The 5833-nt window shown below is 62.2% G+C and carries 4 protein-coding genes; all 4 read left to right on the top strand.

Going from position 1 to position 5833, the window contains the following annotated elements; genetic code table 11:
• Positions 1 to 227 precede the first annotated feature (227 nt).
• The 4 genes from QMX97_RS31510 to QMX97_RS31495 all read left to right on the top strand — a co-directional run bounded on the left by QMX97_RS31510 (position 228) and on the right by QMX97_RS31495 (position 5716).
• Positions 228 to 1994: an ATP-binding protein gene (locus tag QMX97_RS31510; RefSeq protein ID WP_282398209.1), complete on the top strand. Its 1767-nt coding sequence runs from the start codon at positions 228 to 230 to the stop codon at positions 1992 to 1994.
• On the top strand, positions 1988 to 3322 hold the full coding sequence (locus QMX97_RS31505; RefSeq protein WP_065908773.1) for a sigma-54 dependent transcriptional regulator: 1335 nt from the start codon (positions 1988 to 1990) through the stop codon (positions 3320 to 3322). The genes QMX97_RS31510 and QMX97_RS31505 overlap by 7 nt, the downstream gene beginning before the upstream one ends.
• 259 nt (positions 3323 to 3581) lie before the next feature.
• The gene (locus QMX97_RS31500) at positions 3582 to 4901 is read left to right on the top strand and encodes an MFS transporter (RefSeq protein WP_120449748.1); all 1320 of its coding nucleotides are present in this window, start codon (positions 3582 to 3584) and stop codon (positions 4899 to 4901) included.
• A gap of 182 nt (positions 4902 to 5083) precedes the next feature.
• Entirely contained in the window at positions 5084 to 5716 is a 633-nt protein-coding gene (locus QMX97_RS31495; protein WP_065908770.1) for a flavin reductase family protein, read from the top strand.
• Positions 5717 to 5833 lie beyond the last annotated feature (117 nt).

The following is a 5833-nucleotide window of genomic DNA, read 5'->3' as shown; positions in this document are numbered from 1 at the left end:
GGGCTGCGAAGCGGCCCCATAAAGATCATCGCATTCCTTCAGGTCAAACCGCATTGCCTGGTTTTGGGGGCCGCTTCGCAGCCCAACGCGGGGCAAGCCTGCTCACCACAAAAAGCCTGCTCGCCGCACCAGCCCACTCTCCCCATCAGCCACTACAGCCCCTCACCACAAGATCCAAGCCGCGCATGCTATGGTGCTCTCCCCTTACTGTGCCTGCTCATCATCGTATGATCGTGATCCCTCGCCCCCTGCGACTGACCTTCTACTCTTTGCTGATCATTGCCGGTGCCGTACTGGCCGCGGCCTTGGCCACCCGCCATGCCGAGCGCCAGGCCTTGGTGGATGATGCCGCCCGTGCCAATCAACAACTGGCGCTGTACGCCAATTCGCTGCACACCCTGATCGAACGCTACCGCGCCCTGCCCGCCGTGCTGGCGCTGGACTCGGAAATGATCAACGCCTTGAAGGGCCCGCTGCAAGCCACGACCCAAGACCTGCTCAACCGCAAACTGGAGCGCATCAACGGCGCCGCGCAGTCCTCCACCCTGGAGTTGATGGACCGCACCGGCCTGGCCGTGGCCGCCAGCAACTGGAACCTGCCGAGCAGTTATGTCGGGCACAACTACGCGTTTCGACCGTATTTCAGCCAAACCCTGAGCCAGGGCACCGGGCGGTTTTATGCGGTGGGCGTGACCACCGGTGTGCCGGGGTATTTTCTCTCCAGCGCGGTGCTGGATGAACACGAGCAGTTCCTCGGCGCGATGGTGGTCAAGCTGGAATTCCCCGAGCTGGAACGCGAGTGGGCGCAGGGCAATGACCTGCTGCTGGTCAGCGATGCACGCGGCATCGTGTTTATTGCCAACCAGCCGGGCTGGCGATATCGCAACCTGCGGCCGCTGTCGGCGAACGATCTTGTCGAACTCAAGGCCACTCGCCAATACGACAAGAAACACCTGCAGCCGCTGGAAACCCAGGTGCTGCAACGCTTTGACGAAAACAGCCACCTGATGCGCGTCAACGGCCCCGACGGCAATGCCAATTACATCTGGGAGTCGCTGCCGCTCAAGGCCGAGGGCTGGACCCTGCACTTGTTGCGCAAACCCCAGTTCGCCTTTGAAGACCAGCGCAACGCCGGCCTGGCCGCTGCCGGCTCCTGGCTGGCATTGGTGTTCCTGGTGCTGTTTCTCACGCAGCGCTGGCGCCTGGCCCGCTTGCGCCAGCGCAGCCGCGAAGAACTCGAACAACTGGTGGAGGAGCGCACCCAGGCCCTGCGCACCGCCCAGGACGGTTTGGTGCAGTCAGCCAAATTGGCGGCGCTGGGGCAGATGTCGGCCGCCCTCGCGCATGAAATCAACCAGCCGCTGACCGCCCAGCGCATGCAGTTGGCGACCCTGCGCCTGCTGCTCGACCATGGGCGGGTGGACGATGCCTACAAGGCCCTGACCCCGCTCGACGAAATGCTCACGCGCATGGCCGCGCTCACCGGCCATCTCAAGACCTTCGCGCGCAAGAGCCCCAGCGGCTTGCGCGAGCGCTTGGACCTGGCCACGGTGGTCGACCAATCCTTGCACCTGCTCGATGCGCGCCTGCGCGACGAAGCCATCGGCGTGGTGCTGGACCTGACCCGCCCGGCCTGGGTGCGTGGCGATGCGATCCGTCTTGAACAAGTGCTGATCAACCTGCTGCGCAATGCCCTTGATGCGATGGCCGACAAGTCGCGCAAACGCCTGGAAATCCGCCTGCACGCCGATCAGCAATTGTGGCAACTGACCGTCAGCGACAGCGGCGGTGGCATTGCCGAGGAGCACCTGAACAATGTGTTCGACCCGTTCTTCACCACCAAGCCGGTGGGTGACGGGCTCGGCCTCGGGCTGGCGGTGTCCTACGCGATCGTGCACGAATTGGGCGGGCGCCTGAGTGCCGGCAACCGTGGCGACGGCGCGGTGTTTACCTTGACCTTGCCCATCGCGCTGGAGACGCCGGACCTATGTTGAATGCAGTGATTGTGGTCGATGACGAAGCCAGTATTCGCACGGCCGTCGAGCAATGGCTGAGCCTGTCGGGGTTTGACGTGCAACTGTTCAGCCGTGCCGAGGAATGCCTGGCGCGGCTGCCGAAGGATTTCCCTGGGGTGATCCTCAGCGATGTGCGTATGCCCGGCCTCAGTGGCCTGGAACTGCTGGCCGAAGTGCAACGCCGCGACGCCGACCTGCCGGTCATCCTGCTGACCGGTCATGGCGACGTGCCCATGGCTGTCGAGGCCATGCGCGACGGGGCCTACGACTTCCTCGAGAAACCCTTCAGCCCCGACGCCCTGCTCAACAGCCTGCGCCGCGCGCTGGACAAGCGCGGGCTGATCCTCGAAAACCGCCGCCTGCATCAACAGGCCGATCATCGGGCGCAGTTGGAGTCCAGCCTGCTCGGTGTGTCGCGCGGCCTGCAGAATCTGCGTCGGCAAGTACTGGACCTGGCGACGCTGCCGGTCAACGTATTGATCCGAGGTGAGACCGGCAGCGGCAAGGAGTTGGTCGCCCGTTGCCTGCATGATTTCGGCCCGCGCGCCAAGAAGCCGTTCGTGGCCCTCAACTGCGCGGCGATCCCCGAGCAGTTGTTCGAGGCCGAGTTGTTCGGCCACGAAAGCGGCGCCTTCACCGGCGCCCAGGGCAAGCGCATCGGCAAACTCGAGTACGCCCACGGCGGCACGCTGTTTCTCGATGAAATCGAAAGCATGCCCCTCGCCCAGCAGGTGAAACTGCTGCGGGTGCTGCAGGAGCAGAAGCTCGAACGGCTGGGCTCCAACCAGAGCATTCATGTGGACTTGCGCATCATCGCCGCCACCAAGCCGGATTTGCTCGAAGAAGCCCGCGCCGGACGCTTTCGCGAAGACCTGGCCTATCGGTTGAACGTCGCGCAACTGCGCCTGCCTGCGCTGCGCGAACGTCGTGAAGATATCCCGCTGCTGTTCGATCACTTCGCCCAAAGCGCTGCCGAACGCCTGGGCCGTAGCGTCGAACCCTTGAGCGGCGCGCAACTGGGACGGCTGCTCAGCCACGACTGGCCGGGCAATGTGCGCGAGCTGGCCAACTTCGCTGAACGCCAGGTGCTGGGGTTGGGCGAGCCTGAGCCGGAAGGTATCGAGGCTGGGCAATCGCTGGCGGCGCAGCAGGAAGCGTTTGAGGCGCACTGCCTGAAAGCCGCGTTGACCCGGCACAAGGGCGATATCAAGGCGGTGCTGGCCGAGCTGCAACTGCCACGGCGCACTTTCAATGAAAAGATGCAGCGCCATGGACTGACCCGGGAAATGTTTCTCTCGATCGATTGAGGGACCCTTTGAGGGCCTCATTACAGGCAAGCCAGCGCCTCCATTTTGATCTGCGAATACATTCAAGTGTGGGAGCTGGACGGCCGCCATAAGCGGATTTCCGCTCACCACTCAAAAATCATCAGCGGCTTTCCGCTCAAAAAAATCCCCCACCCCTTCTAGACCGGGCCTCCCCCGGCTTGGCACAGCTCCTGCTATAGCCCCGGACAGGCTGTGCTCGCGCACGCTCCATAAAAACAACTAGATGAAGGATCCTTGAATGGATAACTCCAACACCTTGCCTCTGGGGTCGGCGGCCGCGCCGGCCAAAGAACGCACCACCTCCAGCCGGATCAAATCGATTTTCAGTGGCTCCGTCGGCAACATGGTCGAGTGGTACGACTGGTACGTCTACGCCGCTTTCTCGCTGTACTTCGCAAAAACCTTCTTCCCGAAAGGCGACACGACCGCCCAACTGCTCAACACCGCCGCAATTTTCGCCGTGGGCTTCCTGATGCGCCCGATCGGCGGCTGGCTGATGGGCCTGTATGCCGACAAAGTCGGACGTAAAAAGGCGCTGATGGCATCGGTCTACCTGATGTGCTTCGGCTCGTTGCTGATTGCCCTGAGCCCGGGCTATGAAATCATCGGCATCGGTGCGCCGATCCTGCTGGTCTTTGCCCGTCTGCTGCAGGGCCTGTCGGTCGGTGGCGAATACGGTACCTCCGCCACTTACCTCAGCGAGATGGCGACCAAGGAACGTCGTGGTTTCTACTCCAGCTTCCAATACGTGACCCTGATCTCTGGCCAGCTCATCGCCCTTGGCGTGCTGATCGTGCTGCAACAGACCCTCACTACCGAGCAGCTGTACGACTGGGGCTGGCGTATCCCGTTCGCCATCGGCGCCCTGTGTGCGGTGGTCGCGCTGTACCTGCGTCGCGGCATGGAAGAAACCGAGTCGTTCACCAAGAAGGAAAAAGCCAAGGAAAGCGCAATGCGCACCTTGATGCGTCACCCCAAGGAACTGATGACCGTGGTTGGCCTGACCATGGGCGGCACCCTGGCCTTCTACACCTACACCACCTACATGCAGAAGTACCTGGTGAACACCGTCGGCATGAGCATTTCCGACTCCACCACGATCTCCGCAGCCACCCTGTTCCTGTTCATGTGCCTGCAGCCGATCATCGGCGGGCTGTCGGATAAAGTCGGCCGCCGGCCGATCCTGATTGCCTTCGGCATCCTCGGTACTCTGTTCACTGTGCCGATCCTCACCACCCTGCACACCATCCAGACCTGGTGGGGCGCGTTCTTCCTGATCATGGCGGCATTGATCATCGTCAGCGGCTACACCTCGATCAACGCAGTGGTGAAAGCCGAGCTGTTCCCGACTGAAATCCGTGCACTGGGCGTAGGCCTGCCGTATGCCCTGACCGTATCGATCTTCGGCGGTACCGCCGAATACATTGCGCTGTGGTTCAAGAGCATCGGCATGGAAACCGGCTACTACTGGTACGTGACCGCGTGCATCGCGGTGTCGCTGGTGGTCTACGTGACCATGAAGGACACCCGCAAGCACTCGCGCATCACTACGGACTAACTGTCTGTCGCGATAAAAAATGGTGGGAGCGGGCTTGTGTGGGAGCTGGCTTGCCTGCGATAGCATCACCTCGGCGCAATTGAAAACCGAGGTGCCTGCATCGCGGACAAGCCCGGCTCCCACACAAGCCCGCTCTCACATTGGGTATGATGCAAATCCCGAAATCGAGAGCAGAACAGGTCATGTCCGACGATATCCATTTCTACGAACCCGCCAACGGCCACGGCCTGCCCCATGACCCCTTCAATGCCATCGTCGGCCCACGGCCGATCGGCTGGATTTCGTCACACGACAGCGAGGGCCGCCTGAACCTGGCGCCCTACAGTTTCTTCAATGCCTTCAACTACATTCCGCCGATCATTGGGTTTTCCAGTGTCGGGCGCAAAGACAGCCTGAACAATATCGAGCAGACCGGCGAGTTTGTCTGGAACCTGGCCACTCGCCCGCTGGCCGAGCAGATGAACCAGAGTTGCGCCGCCGTATCGCCCGAGGTGAATGAGTTCGAATTGTCCGGCCTGACGCCGGTGGCGTCGAAAATCGTCGGCGTCCCTCGTGTGGGCGAAAGTCCGGTGTCGTTCGAGTGCAAGGTGACGCAGATCATCCAACTGCAGCGCGCTGATCAGCAGTTGGTACCCAGCTGGCTGGTGCTCGGCGAAGTCGTGGCGGTGCACATCGCCAAGTGGCTGCTCAAGGACGGCATCTACGACACCGCCGCTGCCGAGCCGATCTTGCGTGGCGGTGGCCCGGCGGACTACTTCCAGTTGGGGCCGGAAGCACTGTTCAAGATGTATCGCCCAGGCGCCACGCCACGCTGACTGCCAAGCAATAAAAACTGTGCGAGCGGGCTTGTGTGGGAGCTGGCTTGCCTGCGATAGCAGCACCTCGATACAACTGGAAAACCGAGGTGCCAGCATCGCGGGCAAGCCCAGCTC

The organism is Pseudomonas sp. PS01298, assembly GCF_029959745.1.
Lineage (GTDB): Bacteria > Pseudomonadota > Gammaproteobacteria > Pseudomonadales > Pseudomonadaceae > Aquipseudomonas > Aquipseudomonas aylmerensis.
Note: the sequence above shows the minus strand (reverse complement) of the source record. Positions and strands in the feature narration are given on the sequence as shown.

Excerpts from the sequence above, each read along its gene's own strand:
- QMX97_RS31500 (WP_120449748.1), top strand. The coding sequence starts at position 3,582 with ATGGATAACTCCAACACCTTGCCTCTGGGGTCGGCGGCCGCGCCGGCC.
- QMX97_RS31505 (WP_065908773.1), top strand. The coding sequence starts at position 1,988 with ATGTTGAATGCAGTGATTGTGGTCGATGACGAAGCCAGTATTCGCACG.
- QMX97_RS31510 (WP_282398209.1), top strand. The coding sequence starts at position 228 with ATGATCGTGATCCCTCGCCCCCTGCGACTGACCTTCTACTCTTTGCTG.
- QMX97_RS31495 (WP_065908770.1), top strand. The coding sequence starts at position 5,084 with ATGTCCGACGATATCCATTTCTACGAACCCGCCAACGGCCACGGCCTG.